The organism is Stenotrophomonas sp. ESTM1D_MKCIP4_1 (assembly GCF_003086895.1).
Taxonomy (GTDB): Bacteria; Pseudomonadota; Gammaproteobacteria; order Xanthomonadales; family Xanthomonadaceae; genus Stenotrophomonas.
The window spans coordinates 350,037-363,189 of sequence record NZ_CP026004.1 but is presented as its reverse complement, the minus strand read 5'-3'; the positions used below and the strand labels follow the sequence as shown (position 1 = coordinate 363,189).

The 13,153-nt window shown below is 68.6% G+C and carries 15 protein-coding genes; 8 read left to right on the top strand and 7 right to left on the bottom strand.

Going from position 1 to position 13,153, the window contains the following annotated elements; all coding sequences use genetic code 11:
- Positions 1 to 46: 46 nt before the first annotated feature.
- Positions 47 to 1,240 carry an MFS transporter gene (locus C1924_RS01630; RefSeq protein ID WP_108763786.1) on the top strand — a complete coding sequence of 398 codons (1,194 nt, stop codon included), beginning with the start codon at positions 47 to 49 and terminating at the stop codon, positions 1,238 to 1,240.
- Here C1924_RS01630 and C1924_RS01625 read toward each other — a convergent pair.
- Positions 1,237 to 1,935, bottom strand: coding sequence for a TorF family putative porin (locus tag C1924_RS01625; protein WP_343125672.1), 699 nt, complete (start codon positions 1,933 to 1,935; stop codon positions 1,237 to 1,239). The genes C1924_RS01630 and C1924_RS01625 overlap by 4 nt on opposite strands.
- 170 nt (positions 1,936 to 2,105) lie before the next feature.
- Here C1924_RS01625 and C1924_RS01620 point away from each other — a divergent pair, with 170 nt between their 5' ends.
- Positions 2,106 to 2,495 carry a DUF6165 family protein gene (locus C1924_RS01620; RefSeq protein WP_079224964.1) on the top strand — a complete coding sequence of 130 codons (390 nt, stop codon included), beginning with the start codon at positions 2,106 to 2,108 and terminating at the stop codon, positions 2,493 to 2,495.
- A 9-nt stretch (positions 2,496 to 2,504) separates the two neighbouring features.
- Here C1924_RS01620 and C1924_RS01615 read toward each other — a convergent pair whose 3' ends face one another.
- Both C1924_RS01615 and C1924_RS01610 read right to left on the bottom strand, forming a co-directional pair.
- Positions 2,505 to 3,182, bottom strand: a complete 678-nt coding sequence (locus tag C1924_RS01615; RefSeq protein WP_108763784.1) for a response regulator transcription factor — start codon at positions 3,180 to 3,182, stop codon at positions 2,505 to 2,507.
- A 188-nt stretch (positions 3,183 to 3,370) separates the two neighbouring features.
- The gene (locus tag C1924_RS01610; protein WP_108763783.1) at positions 3,371 to 3,943 is read right to left on the bottom strand and encodes an Ax21 family protein; all 573 of its coding nucleotides are present in this window, start codon (positions 3,941 to 3,943) and stop codon (positions 3,371 to 3,373) included.
- Between the two features lie 276 nt (positions 3,944 to 4,219).
- Between C1924_RS01610 and C1924_RS01605 the strand changes: the two genes are divergently transcribed.
- Positions 4,220 to 4,579: a DUF1428 domain-containing protein gene (locus tag C1924_RS01605; protein ID WP_108751912.1), complete on the top strand. Its 360-nt coding sequence runs from the start codon at positions 4,220 to 4,222 to the stop codon at positions 4,577 to 4,579.
- A 13-nt stretch (positions 4,580 to 4,592) separates the two neighbouring features.
- Here C1924_RS01605 and C1924_RS01600 read toward each other — a convergent pair whose 3' ends face one another.
- Genes C1924_RS01600 through C1924_RS01585 form a run of 4 tightly spaced genes read right to left on the bottom strand, consistent with a single transcriptional unit; the run spans position 4,593 to position 7,629 of the window.
- Positions 4,593 to 5,282, bottom strand: a complete 690-nt coding sequence (locus C1924_RS01600; RefSeq protein WP_108763782.1) for a hypothetical protein — start codon at positions 5,280 to 5,282, stop codon at positions 4,593 to 4,595.
- 39 nt (positions 5,283 to 5,321) lie between these two features.
- On the bottom strand, positions 5,322 to 6,356 hold the full coding sequence (locus C1924_RS01595; RefSeq protein ID WP_108763781.1) for a cupin domain-containing protein: 1,035 nt from the start codon (positions 6,354 to 6,356) through the stop codon (positions 5,322 to 5,324).
- A 17-nt stretch (positions 6,357 to 6,373) separates the two neighbouring features.
- Entirely contained in the window at positions 6,374 to 7,090 is a 717-nt protein-coding gene (locus tag C1924_RS01590; protein WP_108763780.1) for an ATP-binding protein, read from the bottom strand.
- A 35-nt stretch (positions 7,091 to 7,125) separates the two neighbouring features.
- On the bottom strand, positions 7,126 to 7,629 hold the full coding sequence (locus tag C1924_RS01585) for a DNA starvation/stationary phase protection protein (protein ID WP_108763779.1): 504 nt from the start codon (positions 7,627 to 7,629) through the stop codon (positions 7,126 to 7,128).
- A gap of 220 nt (positions 7,630 to 7,849) precedes the next feature.
- Here C1924_RS01585 and C1924_RS01580 point away from each other — a divergent pair, with 220 nt between their 5' ends.
- From C1924_RS01580 to C1924_RS01560, 5 genes are all read left to right on the top strand, one after another.
- Complete coding sequence (locus C1924_RS01580) at positions 7,850 to 9,796, top strand: ATP-binding protein (RefSeq protein WP_216821571.1); 1,947 nt, start codon at positions 7,850 to 7,852, stop codon at positions 9,794 to 9,796.
- Between the two features lies 1 nt (position 9,797).
- Positions 9,798 to 10,433 (top strand): response regulator transcription factor, encoded by a 636-nt coding sequence (locus C1924_RS01575; protein WP_108763777.1) that lies wholly within the window; start codon positions 9,798 to 9,800, stop codon positions 10,431 to 10,433.
- Positions 10,434 to 10,558: 125 nt separating this feature from the next.
- Positions 10,559 to 10,966 (top strand): response regulator, encoded by a 408-nt coding sequence (locus C1924_RS01570; RefSeq protein ID WP_108763776.1) that lies wholly within the window; start codon positions 10,559 to 10,561, stop codon positions 10,964 to 10,966.
- A gap of 66 nt (positions 10,967 to 11,032) precedes the next feature.
- The gene (locus C1924_RS01565; RefSeq protein ID WP_108763775.1) at positions 11,033 to 11,869 is read left to right on the top strand and encodes an alpha/beta hydrolase; all 837 of its coding nucleotides are present in this window, start codon (positions 11,033 to 11,035) and stop codon (positions 11,867 to 11,869) included.
- A 61-nt stretch (positions 11,870 to 11,930) separates the two neighbouring features.
- Entirely contained in the window at positions 11,931 to 13,121 is a 1,191-nt protein-coding gene (locus C1924_RS01560; RefSeq protein ID WP_108763774.1) for an MFS transporter, read from the top strand.
- The last annotated feature ends 32 nt before the right edge of the window (positions 13,122 to 13,153 follow it).

The following is a 13,153-nucleotide window of genomic DNA, read 5'->3' as shown; positions in this document are numbered from 1 at the left end:
CACTGCAGCCGGAGGACACTGTGCTGCCCACGCGTTGGAATGCTCCGTGAGTCCATCCCTCCCTCCCCTGCACCGCTGGCAGGTGCTGCTGATGTCGCTGGCCACCGGCGTGGCGGTGGCCAGCAACTACTACGCGCAGCCGCTGCTGCACACCATCGCAGATGCCTTCGGCGTCCCGTTCGGCCAGGTCGGGATGGTGGTCACTGCCGCCCAGCTGAGCTACGCCGCCGGCCTGATCCTGCTGGTGCCGCTGGGGGATCTGTTCGAGCGCCGCCGGCTGATCGTGGTGATGAGCCTGCTCTCGGCAGGTGGCCTGGTCATCAGCGCGTGCGCACCCTCGCTGACCTGGCTGCTGGTGGGCACCGCCATCACCGGCCTGTTCTCGGTGGTGGCACAGGTGCTGGTACCGTTCGCCGCCACCCTGGCCGCACCGGAACACCGGGGCCGCGTGGTCGGCACGCTGATGAGCGGGCTGCTGCTGGGCATCCTGCTGGCGCGTACGGTGGCGGGCCTGTTGTCCAGCCTGGGTGACTGGCGCCTGGTCTACGCCATCGCTGCGGCCGTGCTGGTGCTGACCGCGCTGGCCCTGCAGCGCGGGCTGCCGCGCTTCCACCACAGCGCCGGCCTGGGATATTTCGCCCTGCTGCGTTCGATCGGCACGCTGTTCCTGCAGGAGCCGGTGCTGCGCCAGCGCACCCTGCTGGGCGCGTGCAGCTTCGCGATGTTCGCCATCTTCTGGACGCCGCTGGCCTTCCTGCTGGCCCAGCCGCCGTACGCCTACAGCGATGCCACCATCGGTCTGTTCGGCCTGGTGGGTGCTGCGGGGACACTGGCGGCCGGCCTGGCCGGGCGCATGGCCGACCGCGGCCAGGCCGGACGGGCGACGGCCATCGCGCTGGTGATGCTGCTGCTGTCGTGGCTGCCGCTGGGGCTGTCGGCGCACTCGCTGCTGGCGCTGCTGGTGGGTGTGGTGGTGCTGGACCTGGCGGCGCAGCTGCTGCACGTCAGCAACCAGAACCTGATCTATGCACTGCAGCCGGAGGCCCGCAACCGCCTCAATGCCGGCTACATGACCGGCTATTTCATTGGCGGATCGCTGGGTTCTCTGCTGTCGGCACAGGTCTACCAGCACTTCGGCTGGGCCGGTGTGTGCGGGGCAGGCTCAGCGGTGGCCGTGCTGGCCCTGCTGCTGTGGCTGCCCGGCGCATGGCGTGCGCGCCGGGCAGCGGGGGCCCGTTAGAAGCTGCCCTGCAGGGCCAGTTCCCAGCGCTGCCCGGCGTTGCCGCGGAACAGCTGCCGTGCTGCAGTGTCGGTGTCATGCAACGTGGCGCGCAGTTCCCAGGCCGGCGCGAGGGTGGCGATGGCACTCAGCTGGCCGTGCAGGTAGTCCCGCCCCTGTGCGTCGGCCAGCCAGTAGCGGCCAACCGCCGCTTCCAGCCGGAAGCGGTCGTTCAACGGCAGGCGCCCGCCCAGCTGCGCATAGGTGCCGCGGTGGCCACCGGCCAGCGCATCGCTGGAATGGGCCAGCTGCAGCCAGGCTCGTTGCTTCCAGCTGAGCGTGGCGCCCAGTTCGGTCCAGTCCAGCGCACGGCCGGTGCCCGGGTAAACATAGCGGGTGACATTGGCATCCAGGGTCCAGTCCTGTGCAAGCGTGCCGGACCAGCCGGCCACAAGATCGAATTCACTGCGCGCGCCGATGTCCGGGGTGAACGATACGTTCGATCCCCATACGCTGGCATACAGGCCCGAAGGCAAGGCGAGCTTCGCCCCAGCCTGCACCGCCGGGTCGCCGCCGGTCTGCGAGCTGCCGCGCCACACGTAATCGCTGGTCACGGCCATGCTGCCGCTGGCCTGCACCTGCGCCTGTGCGCTGCCCATGCCGAGCAGGCCGGCCACCAGTGCGGCCACGGCCGCGCGCTTCCTCGTGCTGTCCACTGCGTGATGTTCCTCGTCGAGGCGGTCATGCCGCCGGGACGGCAGTGTCGGCGGCGCCGCCGTAACCGATCGATGGTGCGGGCACGCCCAATGCGCAAATTCAGCGTAAAGCGATCAGGCAGCAGTGGCAGGCGGGGTATCATGGCGGCCTGTTTCCAGGAACCAACCGCGTGGACGCCATCCTGACCCCGGTATCGATCGGCGAGCTGATCGACAAGATCACCATTCTCGAGATCAAGGCCGAGCGCATCGATGATGCTGCCAAGCTGGCCAACGTACGCACCGAACTGGACGGCCTGCTGCCCTTGCTGCAGCAGCAGCTGCAGGCGCAGCCGGCACTGGGCGCGTTGCGCACCCAGCTCAAGGCCATCAACGAACGCATGTGGGACATCCAGGACCAGCTGCGCGACAAGGAAGCAGCGCAGGTGTTCGATGATGCGTTCATCCAGCTGGCGCGTGGCGTGTACGGCACCAATGGCGAACGCATCGTGGTGAAGAACGAGATCAACCGCGTGGCCGGCTCGGCGCTGGTGGAAGAGAAGCAGTACCAGGGCGAGTAAGCCGCGGCGTCACCCGCATTCGAGCAGGTGGCGGATGCGGAACAGCTCGCCATCGCTGCGGATGCCCAGCTTCTGGTAGGCGGCCTTTTTCTGCGTGCTGATGGTGCTGGCCGCGCGCTGGAAGTGGCGCGCCACTTCACCGGTGCTGCAGCCCTGCAGCACCATCCGAAGTACTTCGCGTTCACGCCGGCTGAGCGGCGTGAGCGCCAGCCCGGGCGTGCGCCGCGCGCGCGAGCGGTTGAGCTGGGAACGCAGCTCCGGCGGCACGAAGCGGCCCCCACGCGAGACCGTGTCCAGCGCACGCAGCAGCATGTCCGGCGAGGTGGCCTTGGAAAGGAAGCCGCGCGCCCCGGCCTGCAGGGTCGTGGCCACGGTACTGGCATTACAGTGGGCCGACAGCACCAGCACGGGCAGCCGTGGCCAGCGCTGCGCCAGTTGACGCAGCAGGGCCAGGCCATCGCCGAGGTCGCCCAGCGGCAACGCGTCGATCACCAGCAGATCCACCGCCTGTGGGTCGCGCTGCAGCAGCGCAAGCAGCGGTGCCTGGTCGGCATAGCTGGCGTAGACCTGCACGCCGCTGTGCTGGCTCAACAGGACTTCCACACCCAGCCGCAGCACCGGATGCGGATCCAGCAACGCGAGCCGGCGCGGCCGATCGGGAAGCAGGGGAGGAAGCGCAGGGGGCATCGCGTCAGGTCCGGGTGGACAGGATCCTCATCGTGGGACTGCCGTCCCAGCAGCGGAATCCAATTTCTTGTAATGCCGCCGGCGGCACGCCTGCCGGTCACCTGTCGTTCCGGTTCGTCATAACGCAACAGGCCCGGCAGTGCCGGGCCTGTTGATACGCGTGCGGCGCGCGGACGCGCCCGCTGCGATTACCAGCTGAAGCGCGGGCCGACGGTGTATTCCTTGTCGCCGTGGCGGTTCATCTTCAGCTCGCCATTCAGGCCCCAGTTCTGGTTCAGCTTCACCTGGCCACCCAAGCGGCCGTACCACTGGCCTTCCGGATTGACGCCGTGCTTCTTGGCGTAATCTTCGTAGCCGACCAGGCCGTAGACTTCGGCGTGCGGGCCGAAGGCAGTGCGGATACCGGCTTCAGCGCTGTAGCCGTTGAAATCCAGGCCGTGCTTCGGGTCGAACTTCTGGTAGGCGACGCGGGCAACGAAGTCGCTCGACGGGGCGATTTCGACGTTGTAACCGGCACCGATCTTCCACTGGTCAACCTTCAGGTTGGTGTGGTCGATTTCCTGGCGGCTGTACTCACCGAAAGCATGGAAGTTCGGCAGGAAGCCGTAGGAACCCTTCACGCCCCAACCATCGGCCTTGACGCCGTCAACGTCGGTCTTGGCGTAGTCGGCTTCTGCGTAGTTGTAGGACAGGTTCTCGGCGGCAGAGGCAGTGAACGGCAGGGCAGCGGCCAGCGCCAGGGCAATCAGCGAATTCTTCATGGGGGTACACCTTTACTTTCTTATGTTGTGCAGCAGCGCCAGAGCGCCATCGCATCGGGAATGTAAATTCTCCGTTATCCGCCACAACGCTCCCTGAAAACAGCAGCCTTCGCATTGCTGAATTTTCTGGCTTGATTCAGGCACTTTCTGGCATACGCGCGCGCTGCGTGCACACGCACTGCATTCCAATGGCCACGCGCATGTCGATTGCACACGCCCTCATTCGTCGAACCAGCAAGACCGTGGATCCGCCACGGTCCACCACGGAGGCAAGCGATGAGTTACATCGATGGTTTCGTCCTGGCGGTGCCCACCGCCAACAAGGAAAAATTCCTGGCCCATGCCCGCATGGGTGACGTCGTGTTCATCGAATACGGCGCGCTGCGCGTGGTCGAGTGCTGGGGTGACGATGTACCGCCCGGCAAGACCACCGACTTCTTCGGTGCGGTGAAGGCCACGCCGGATGAGACGGTGGTGTTTTCCTGGATTGAATGGCCGGACAAGGCCACGCGCGATGCTGGCATGCAGAAGATGATGGAAGACCCACGGATGGACCCGTCGAAGAATCCGATGCCCTTCGACGGTGCGCGCATGATCTACGGTGGCTTCGTGCCGATCCTCGACCTGTTGCCCTGAGCGGCGACGCGGCTCAGCGTGCGCCCGGGTCTTCTTCCTGGGCATGGCCGGCGCCCAGTGCGGCGCCGGCCCCCAGGCCGAGCCCGCCCATGCCCGCACCCATGCCACCCCCACCCCCACCACCGCCGCGTCCACCCTTCGCTTCACCGTCGCCGCCGCGCGCCTTGCCACCGGCACCGCCAGCGGCCGGTCGCGTGGGGCCCTGCGGTGGGATCTGCAGGTCGGCCGGCACCGGGGCCAGGTCGAGCGCCTGGCGCACGAAGTCGCGCAGGGATATCACCAGTTCATGGGTGTGCACGGGGCGGCCCTGCGCCAGCTCGGTGGCGGCACGCGCTGCCAGCCGCACCTGTTCGTCGGTGCCCAGCAGGAGAATGTCCGACAGCGCCGCTTCCACCGCATCGCGGATGCGCCGGCTGCGATCCGATCCGGGTTCGTCGCTGCCACTTTCATGAGCGCGCTGGCGCAGTTCACGCCGATGGGTGGGATCCACGCCCAGATCGCCCGTGAACGAGCCGCCCAACGTCTTGTAGGCGGCCATCAGCGTGCGCAGGCGCTCGTTGATCTGCCGGTTCTCGCGTTCGCGACGCTGCTGCAGGGTCTGCATCACCAGCAGGCGGATGCCCACACCCAGCAGGGTGATCAGCACCAGCCCGGCCAGCGTGGACAGCACCCCCTGCCAGGAACTGAAGTCGATACCGCGCATGCGACAGCCTCCCCGGGAAGGCGCCCATGGTGACCGATCTCAGGTGGAGGGATCGAGAGGATTGCGGCGGGCCACGATCAGCGGGTCGTCGGTGGTGGCCGGCAGCAGCGGCATCCGTTCCACCGCTACGCCGAGCGTCGCGGCCAGGGTAGCCGGTGGCAACGCCGCGCCACACAGGCGGTAACCGATGTCGGCGGGCATCGGCCGGTCGAAGAACACCAGGAAATGGATGTCCTGTCCCAGTGCCTCGATCTGGTGGGGATACGCCGGCGGAATGAAGTACACATCCCCCGGCGACAGCAGATAGGTGTCGGCGCTGCCATCGGGGTCAAGCACGGTCATGCGGGCATGGCCGCGGTGCACGTAGCCCATTTCGGCCGTATCCGGATGCCAGTGCGGTTCACGCATACCGTCCTCGCCTACCTGCAGCGAGTACATGGCCAGGTGCCGCAGTGCCGGCCAGAACTGGCTGCGTGCCACGCGCGCATGGCCGTACGGGAACGTCACCGGCGCCGACTGCGCCTCCACGTCGAAGCGCAACGGCTGGGCGTGGTCGGCCGGCGGAGGCGGCAGGTCGGCCGGGCGCGGCACCAGATAGCGGGTGCCGGTGTCACGGGGCAACGCCGCCCAGGCGCTGGCCGGCTGATCGAAGGTATTGCCCAGCACCGCATCGCTCATCGCGCCGAACGCCGCCTGCAATGCGAAATCCTGCGGGTGGGCATGGCTGAAGGCGATGATGAGTTCGGCACGGCCGGGGCCGAGGTTCTCGATCAGGTGCAGTGCGCCGCTGGGAATGTGGAACATCTGCCCTTGCGATACGGCGAAGGTGCTCACCTGGTCGCCATTGTCGATCACCTGCACGCGTACCTCGCCCTGGCAGACATAGGCCAGTTCATCGGCATTGGCGTGCCAGTGCGCTTCGCGCATGGCATCGGCCTCCAGGCGCAGGCGCTTGATGGACAGCCCCTGCAGCAGCGGAAACGCAGTGCCGTCCAGGCGGCGGACCTCGCCCAGCGCGCTGGCATGGGCCAGTTCGGCGTGGGCCAGCGAGCGGACGTGACGGGAAGCAGGCATGGCGTTCTCCCTGGCAATCAGGCGGTGGTGCTGGGCAGTGCCAGCAGGAAACAGGTACCGCGGCGGCGCGACGACTGCACATCGACAAAGCCCCCACTGGCTTCCACGGCTGCACGCACCTGGGCCAGGCCCAGGCCACGCCCCGGCCCGCGGCTGCTGGCGCCGGGCTCGAACACGCGTGCGGCGACCGCCGGATCGATACCGGGGCCATCGTCGGCCACACGCACGATGCCGTAGCGGCCGGGGATGCGTCCGGGCCCGGCCACCGCCAGGGTGCAGGCGTCGGTACTGATGCGCAGCCGTGCGCCGGGCGCGCACGCTTCGCGTGCATTCAGTGCCAGGTTCACCAGTGCACGCTGCAGTGCACTGCGGTCCACCTGCACGCGCCCGGACAACGCGCACGCATCCAGTTCCAGCTGCATGTCCGGGGCGATGGCATGGCGCAGCAGCGGTTCCATTTCCTGCACCAGCTCGGCCAGATCCACCCCGTCACTGCTGCAGGGACGCGGAATGTCCTGCCCCAGGAACAGCCGGGCCATGCCCGCGCCCTGCTGCAGCGCCTGGCCTGCCACATCCAGCAGGGCGCTGTCGGCAGGGCCCAGGCGGCCGCCCTGCAACGCCAGCCCGATCGCAGCGGCGGCGGCCTGCAGCACGTTGTTCAGATCATGGCCGAGCATGGCCAGGCGGCTGGCGGGGGCCGGGTCGGCGGGGGCGAGTGCCACTGGGGTATGCATTACCGCTCTCCTTGCAATGCGGACAGGTGGGGGGATCAGCGTGTTTCGCGGCAAGCGCCCAGGAACCAGCTGCGACGTTCGGCCTCGTCGATCCAGGTCTCGATCAGGCTGGTGCTGGCCACATCGCCGTACTCGCTGCACACGCCATGGGTGGCGCGCAGGAAGCCGGCCAGGCGGCGGTTGTCGTCGGCCAGCTCGGCCAGCATGTCCTGTGCGGTGACATACTCGGCATCGTTGTCCAGCAGACGCTGGATGCGCTGGATATGGCCGATCGAACGCAGCGTGGTGCCACCCACCTTGCGCGCACGTTCGGCAATGGCATCGGTGGTGGCCAGCACCTGCGCGGACTGCTCATCCAGCATCAGGTGGTAATCGCGGAAGTGCGGTCCGCTCATGTGCCAATGGAAGTTCTTCGTCTTCAGGTACAGCGCGAACATGTCGGCCAGCAGGGCGGTCAGCGCCGGCGCGAGATCGGCGGCGGCCTGCGAACCCAGGTCATTGCGTACACGCAGGGCGGTGGAGAAGGTGGAAGCGGTCATGGCGGCGGTTCCAGAGGGGACAGGCCCAGCGTAGGCATGGCCCAGGCGCGCGCCCATTGCACCTGGGTATCGTCCGGGGCATACCTTGGTTTGCCCGGCCGGTTGTGCACATCCATGCAAGACAGTGGCCCGCCCGGTGTCCAGCATGGCCACGCACCGGACCGTGGCTGCGGTCCTTCGGCGTCGCCGATGGCACGCCCCCCCAGGCACAGGAGGCCCGATGCCCACACCGCGCACTACAACCCCTTGGATTCCCGCACCGCAGCCGAGCGGCGGCGGCGACGTGGTGTTCCCGCACCGGATCATTCCCGCGATGGTGCTGCGCGCGGTTGCCTGCGTGCTGGTGCTGGGCATCGCCCTGTTCGATACGCTTTCCACACTGGAGGGCGCGGTGGCGGTGCTGTATGTGCTGCCGGTGCTGCTGGTGGCGCGCACCGGGCGCCGCGGCGACATCATCGCCGTGGCCGTGGCCGGCGCCGGGCTGACCCTGTGCGCCTACCTGGACACCCACGGCATCGACCATGTGGGGCCGCAGACCGTACGCGCGGTGGTCAGCCTGGTCGCCATTGCGATCAGCGCCGTGCTGGCGCTGCAGAACCAGCGTTCCATGCGCACCCTGGCTGACCAGGCCGTGCTGCTGGACCTGTCGCACGACATGATCTTCGTGCGCGACCCGGCCGGGGTGATCGGCTTCTGGAACCTGACCGCCGAGCAGGTGTACGGGTGGAGCCGCGAGGAAGCCGCCGGCCAGCCCGCCGACCGCCTGCTGCAGACCCGTTACCCGGCACCCCGTGCGCAGATTGAAGCGGACCTGCTGCAGCACGACCGCTGGGAAGGCCTGCTGGCGCAGCGTACCCGCGATGGCCGCACGCTGTGGCTGGAAAGCCGCTGGGTGCTGCAGCGCGATCGCCAGGGACGCCCCCTGCGCGTGCTGGAAACCCACACCGACGTGAGCGAGCGACAGGCCGCCCATGCGGCGCTGGTGCGCAGCGAACAACGCTACCGGCGCATGTTCGACGGCAGCCGCATCGGCGTGGTGGAACAGGACTGGAGCGCGGTACAGGCGGAGCTTTCGCGGCATGGGGTGGGTGATCGTGCGCAGCTGCAGGCCTATCTGCAGGCATCCCCGGAAGCGCTGACCCGGTTCCGCCAGCTGGCGCGGCTGGTGGGCCTGAACCCGGCGTTCCGCCGCCTGATGGGAGAAGGTACGCCGCCGGCCACGGTCGATGCGGTACTGGCCGACGATGACCGTACGTTCGCCGCATCGCTGGCCGCGTTCGTCGCGGGCGCGCCCCACTGCGAGGGCGAAACCACCCTCGTGCGCGCCGACGGCAGCACCGTGCCGGTGCTGTTCACCATTACCTTCCCCGACCGTCGCGACGGCGACGGCACGGTGCTGGTGTTCGTGGTCGACATCCACGAGCGCAAGGAGGCTGAGGCCCGCGCACAGGCCGCGCAGGCCGAACTGGCCCATGCCAGCCGCGTCGCCACCCTGGGTGAATTGACCGCATCGCTGGCGCATGAGGTGAACCAGCCGCTGATGGCGGTGGTGACCAACGGCGAAGCCGGCCTGCGCTGGCTGCGCCGGCCACAGCCGGAACTGCACGAGGTGGAGCAGGCGATCGAACGCACCATCGCCGAAGGGCGCCGCGCCAGCGGCATCGTCAAGAACGTGCGCGACTTCCTCGGCAAGACGCCGCCGGCCAACGAGATCCTGGCGCCGGCCGTGCTGGTGGAGGATGCGCTGCGGCTGCTGCAGCACGAGCTGCAGCGCGAGCAGGTGCATGTGCAGGTGGACCAGGCCGCTACGCTGCCGGACGTGCCGGGCCAGCGCATCCAGCTGCAGCAGGTGCTGGTGAACCTGGTGTTGAATGCCTGCCAGGCCATGAGCGGCCAGACCGGCGCGCGTGCCCTGCGCATCGAACTGCAGCCCGTGGAAGGGCACGTGCGCATCGACGTGACCGACACCGGTCCGGGGATCGCCGCTGACCACGTGGCGCGCCTGTTCGAGCCTTTCTTCACTACCAAGGCACAGGGCATGGGCATGGGGCTGCCGATCTGCCGCACCACGGTGGAAGCGCACGGCGGCCAGCTGCAGGTCCGCAGCACACCCGGAACCGGCACCTGTTTTACCCTGTTGCTGGCCACTGCACAGGAGACCGCCTGACATGCATCGTTCCGCTCCCCCGCCTGCCGCGCCGCCGCTGGTGGTGATCGTGGATGATGACCCGTCGGTGCGTGCGTCGCTGGACAGCCTGCTGCGCTCGGTCGGGCTGCAGACGCGGCTGTACGCCGCGCCGGGCGAGCTGGGTGCCCAGCCGCTGCCCGATGTGCCCGGCTGCATCGTGCTGGACGTGCGCCTGCAGGGCGTGAGCGGGCTGGACGTGCAGGCCCAGCTGGCTGCCCAGGGGGTGGCCCTGCCGGTGGTGTTCATGACCGGCCATGGCGACATTCCCATGACCGTGAAGGCGATGAAGGCCGGCGCGGTGGATTTCCTGGCCAAGCCCTTCCGCGACCAGGACATGCTCGATGCGGTGACCGCGGCCATCGAGCGCGACCGCCAGCGCCGCCAGAGCGACGGTGCACTGGACGGTGTGCGCGCGCACTACGCCACGCTGACCAGCCGCGAACGCGAAGTGATGGCCCTGGTGGTGTCCGGCCTGATGAACAAGCAGGTGGCCGCCGAGCTGCAGCTGAGCGAGATCACGGTGAAGATCCACCGCGGCAACGTGATGCGCAAGATGGGCGTCCGCTCGCTGGCCGAGCTGGTGCGGCAGGCCGAAGCACTGGGCATCGGCCACTGAGCACAGCCCGCGCCCGGGCCGCTACCCACACCTGCGTATGATGGCGGCCGCTGCACGACTGCGGCATAAAGGACACCAGCCAACCCCGGACCCGTTGCGTCCGTGGCGGCACGAAGGAGTCCCACATGTTTCCGCCCCCCATTATTGCGATCGTGGACGACGATGCCGGCGTCCGCGCGTCGCTGTCCAGCCTGATGCGCGCGCTGGGCTATGCCGTGCGTGGCTATGCCCACGGCCAGGCGCTGCTGGACGACAGCCAGCAGCCCCCGCCGGCCTGCATCATCAGTGATGTGCAGATGCCCGTGCTGGATGGCGAGCAGCTGCAGGCACAGCTGCGTGCGCGCGGTGCCGTGCCACCGATGATCTTCCTGACCGCCTTCCCCACCCCGGTGGTGGAGCAGCGCGTGCGCGCAGCCGGCGCGGTGGCGTTCCTGCGCAAGCCGGTGGATGCCGATGCCCTTGCCGGGTGCCTGCAGCAGCTGCTCGAAGCCGGCGATCACACCAAGGTATGCCCCGGCGAACCGAGCGTGTGATGTTGCGGCGAACACCGCAGGCGTAGCGTGGGCCCTGTTCCCACCCACCCCTGAGGAGTTACCCGGATGAGCACTGTCACTACCCCCGATGGCGTCGAGATTTTCTACAAGGACTGGGGCCCGAAGGAGGCCCAGCCGATCGTCTTCCATCATGGCTGGCCGCTGTCCAGTGATGACTGGGACACGCAGATGCTGTTCTTCCTGGCCAAGGGCTATCGCGTGGTGGCCCATGACCGTCGCGGCCACGGCCGTTCGGCGCAGGTAAGCGAAGGCCACGACGTGGACCATTACGCCGCCGATGCCGCCGTGGTCATGCAGCACCTGGACCTGCGCAACGCGGTGCACATCGGCCATTCCACCGGTGGTGGCGAAGTGGCCCGCTACGTGGCCCGCTACGGCCAGCCGCAGGGCCGCGTGGCCAAGGCGGTGCTGGTCAGCGCCGTGCCGCCGATCATGCTGCGCACGGCCGCCTACCCCAAGGGCCTGCCGATCGACGTGTTCGACGGCCTGCGTGCCGCACTGGCGGCCAACCGCTCGCAGTTCTTCCTCGACCTGCCCGGCGGCCCGTTCTATGGCTTCAACCGCGAAGGTGCGCAGGTCGTGCCCGGTGCCATCCAGAACTGGTGGCGGCAGGGCATGGCCGGCAGTGCCAAGGCGCATTACGAGGGCATCAAGGCATTCTCCGAAACCGACTTCACCGAAGACCTGAAGGCAATCACCGTGCCGACCCTGGTCCTGCATGGTGACGACGATCAGATCGTGCCGATCGACGCCGCCGCGCGTGAATCGATCAAGCTGCTGGCCAACGGCACGCTGAAGGTCTACCCGGGCTACCCGCACGGCATGCTGACCACCCACGCCGATGTCATCAATCCGGACCTGCTGGCCTTCGTGCAGGGCTGAGTTGTCCCCGCGCGCGGGCGTTTGCCTGCACCCGCGCGCCTCTTCCGCCAGGAGCATCGCCATGTCTTCCTCCCCCACTGCAGCCGGTGCCGTGCGCACGGCACCGCTGTTTGCCATGGCAGTGGCCGCCGGCCTGGGCGTGGCCAACATCTATTACAACCAGCCGATGCTGGCGGCCATGGCCCACGATCTGGGTGATGTGCGGGTAAGCAGCTGGATTCCCGCGCTGACCCAGCTGGGTTACGCCGCAGGGCTGCTCCTGCTGCTGCCGCTGGGCGACCGCCACGAGCGACGGCGGCTGATCGTGCTGCAGTTCCTGGCGGTGGCGCTGGCGCTGGTGGTGTCGGCCCTGGCGCCCGGGCTGCCGGCACTGGCGATCGGCGCGATCCTGCTGGGTGCGGCCGCCACCGTGGCCCAGCAGATCGTGCCGTTCACCGCGCTGCTGGTGGAACCCGAACGACGGGGTGCAGCCATCGGCACCGTGATGAGCGGATTGCTCGCTGGCATCCTGCTCAGCCGCACCGTGGCGGGCCTGGTGTCCAGCGCCAGCAGCTGGCGCGCCATGTTCTGGCTGGGCGTACCGCTGGCGCTGGGCGCGGCGCTGCTGATGGCGCGCACGCTGCCACGGCATGCACCGCCGGGCCACCCACCGGGCTACGGCGCACTGCTGGCATCGCTGCGCACGCTGTGGCGCGAGCATCCGGTGCTGCGCCGGGCCACCTGGGCGCAGGCGCTGGTGTTCGCTTCGTTCTCGGTGTTCTGGACCACCCTGTCGCTGCATCTGGCAGCGCCACCGCTGCAGCTGGGCGCGGCCACGGCCGGACTGTTCGGCATCATCGGCGTGGTGGGCGTGGCGATCGCACCGTTGGCCGGGCGCCTGGCCGACCGCCGTGGTCCGGCGCCGGTAGTGCGGCTGGGCGTGCTGGCCACCGTGGTGTCGTGGCTGCTGCTGGGCCTGTGGCCGGGCCTGGCCGGCCTGGTGATCGGCGTGGTCGTGCTCGACTTCGGCGTGCAGGTAGCGCTGGTCAGCCACCAGCACCAGGTCTACGGGCTGCATCCTGAGTTCAAGAGCCGGCTCAACACCGTCTTCATGACCGGCATGTTCCTGGGCGGCGCCTTCGGCTCGTGGGCCGGTGCACTGGCCTGGCATCACTTCGGCTGGACGGGTGTTGCAGTGTTCGGTGGCGTCTTGCCGCTGGCTGCGCTGGCGATCCTCCACTGGCGACCGGCGGCTCAGTTGGCGCGCCACTGACCGGCAAAAAAAAACCCTTCCGCCCGTGACGG

Excerpts from the sequence above, each read along its gene's own strand:
- C1924_RS01615 (WP_108763784.1), bottom strand. The coding sequence starts at position 3,182 with ATGCCCCCTGCGCTTCCTCCCCTGCTTCCCGATCGGCCGCGCCGGCTC.
- C1924_RS01610 (WP_108763783.1), bottom strand. The coding sequence starts at position 3,943 with ATGAAGAATTCGCTGATTGCCCTGGCGCTGGCCGCTGCCCTGCCGTTC.
- C1924_RS01605 (WP_108751912.1), top strand. The coding sequence starts at position 4,220 with ATGAGTTACATCGATGGTTTCGTCCTGGCGGTGCCCACCGCCAACAAG.
- C1924_RS01600 (WP_108763782.1), bottom strand. The coding sequence starts at position 5,282 with ATGCGCGGTATCGACTTCAGTTCCTGGCAGGGGGTGCTGTCCACGCTG.
- C1924_RS01595 (WP_108763781.1), bottom strand. The coding sequence starts at position 6,356 with ATGCCTGCTTCCCGTCACGTCCGCTCGCTGGCCCACGCCGAACTGGCC.
- C1924_RS01590 (WP_108763780.1), bottom strand. The coding sequence starts at position 7,090 with ATGCATACCCCAGTGGCACTCGCCCCCGCCGACCCGGCCCCCGCCAGC.
- C1924_RS01585 (WP_108763779.1), bottom strand. The coding sequence starts at position 7,629 with ATGACCGCTTCCACCTTCTCCACCGCCCTGCGTGTACGCAATGACCTG.
- C1924_RS01580 (WP_216821571.1), top strand. The coding sequence starts at position 7,850 with ATGCCCACACCGCGCACTACAACCCCTTGGATTCCCGCACCGCAGCCG.
- C1924_RS01575 (WP_108763777.1), top strand. The coding sequence starts at position 9,798 with ATGCATCGTTCCGCTCCCCCGCCTGCCGCGCCGCCGCTGGTGGTGATC.
- C1924_RS01570 (WP_108763776.1), top strand. The coding sequence starts at position 10,559 with ATGTTTCCGCCCCCCATTATTGCGATCGTGGACGACGATGCCGGCGTC.
- C1924_RS01565 (WP_108763775.1), top strand. The coding sequence starts at position 11,033 with ATGAGCACTGTCACTACCCCCGATGGCGTCGAGATTTTCTACAAGGAC.
- C1924_RS01560 (WP_108763774.1), top strand. The coding sequence starts at position 11,931 with ATGTCTTCCTCCCCCACTGCAGCCGGTGCCGTGCGCACGGCACCGCTG.